Origin of the sequence: Albidovulum sp., assembly GCF_049646345.1 — a bacterium.
Taxonomy (GTDB): domain Bacteria; phylum Pseudomonadota; class Alphaproteobacteria; order Rhodobacterales; family Rhodobacteraceae; genus Albidovulum.
In genome coordinates this window covers 1-1,674 of record NZ_JBARVQ010000202.1, presented here as the reverse complement: position 1 = coordinate 1,674, position 1,674 = coordinate 1, and the positions used below count along the sequence as shown (strand labels likewise).

The 1,674-nt window shown below is 61.7% G+C and carries 1 protein-coding gene and 1 pseudogene; both read left to right on the top strand.

The annotated features are described in order from the left end of the window. The first annotated feature begins 115 nt into the window (after positions 1–115). Positions 116–871 (top strand): family 16 glycosylhydrolase, encoded by a 756-nt coding sequence (locus tag WBB85_RS04870; RefSeq protein WP_432637499.1) that lies wholly within the window; start codon positions 116–118, stop codon positions 869–871. A 7-nt stretch (positions 872–878) separates the two neighbouring features. Beyond that, positions 879–1,674, top strand: a pseudogene (locus WBB85_RS04865) (O-antigen ligase family protein); the annotation flags it as partial.

Sequence of the window (1,674 nt, the reverse complement as noted above, 5' to 3'; positions counted from 1 at the left end):
GATTTTTGCCGACACCCATGCGTTCACTTGCAGACCGGACCGCAGTCCATCGCCCGGCACAGGCTGGCAGGGTATGGTCCGGCCCGAATGACATGGAACTATGCAGGAAAAGACCTTGAAAGAGTATGGGATCATCCCCGCGCTTGCGATCCTTCTGACCGCTGCATCGGCGCAGGCGGGGGAGTCGTTTCATGACGATTTCGACCGCTTTGACCGGTCGCGCTGGTATGTTTCGGATGGCTGGGCGAACGGGGACTGGCAGAACTGTCAGTGGTCGGAACGCGCGGTGCGGCAGAAGGACAGCATGCTGACCCTGTCATTCACGCCGGGGAAATCCGCCACGCACGACTATCTTTGCGGTGAGGTTCAGACGCGGGAAAGTTATGGCTACGGCACCTATGAGGCGCGGCTGAAAACCGGCAAGGGATCGGGCCTCAATGCCGCATTCTTTTCCTATATCGGACCACAACAGCAACAGCCGCATGATGAGATCGATGTTGAGATCCTGCTGAAAGACACGTCGCAGGTCAGCCTGAACACCTATGTCGCGGGCAAGCCCTTCAACGGCGGAACGGCCGCCATTCCGCCCGCTGATCAGGGTTTCAACACCTATGCTTTCATCTGGGAACCGGATCGTCTGCGCTGGTTCGTCAATGGCAAGCTGGTGCATGAGGCAGCGGATGCTGACCAACTGCCAATTACGCCTCAACGGATATTCTTCAGCCTTTGGGGCAGTGACACGCTGACCGACTGGATGGGGCCATTCACGCCGCCCACCGAACCTGTGACGATGGAGGTCGACTGGATCGCCTATACCAAGGCAAGCGAGCCCTGCCGGTTCCCGCAATCGGTCCTTTGCGGGGAACTCTGAGCGCCAGATGCAGATCGCAGAGAGACATAACGGCATCGGGCAACGGGTGGGCCTCTCGGTCTGCCCGAATGCGGCGCTGGTCACGCTGGCGCTGGGGGCGCTTCTCTGGATTCCCGTGATCGGCAGCGCCGGGGCGCTGGGGTTTCTGGCGGCGGGCGGGCTGCTCATGGCGCGCAATCCGGCGGCAACGGTCTCGGCCCTTTCGCGCTACTGGTTCGTGCTGCTCCTGCCGCTTTATTGTCTGGCCTCGTCACTCTGGTCCGACTATCCGGGGATCACTTTCCGGTTCTCGCTGCAACTGCTGGCGACAGTCGTCATCGCGGTAACCGCCGCCACCCGCCTTGCCCCGGCGACCTTTCATCGGGTGTTGTTCCTGATCTTCTTCAGCGTGATCTTGGCCAGCCTGATCGCGGGAAATGCGCGGGATTTCGACGGGGCCTGGCTGGGCATATTCGGCAGCAAGAACGCGCTGGCTGCGGCTTCGGCCACGTTTCTTGTGCTGGCACTTGCGCTGGCTCTGGATCGCAATGCGACGGCCCGCTTGCGCCTGGCGGCACTCGCGGGCCTGCCTGCCGGGCTGGTACTGCTGATCATGGCGAAATCGACCGGGGCAATCCTGATCGCAATGCCCGTCCTTCTGACAATCCCGATCCTGATCCTGTCCCGCAGGCTGAGCGGGGGGCAGAAACTTGCCGCAGCCGCATTAACGGCAACCACGCTGATCCTCATGTTCACGCTCTTCCTCGCGTTCCGCGAGGCGATCTTTGCCGCGCTTCTCGACCAGACCGGCAAGGACGTAACCC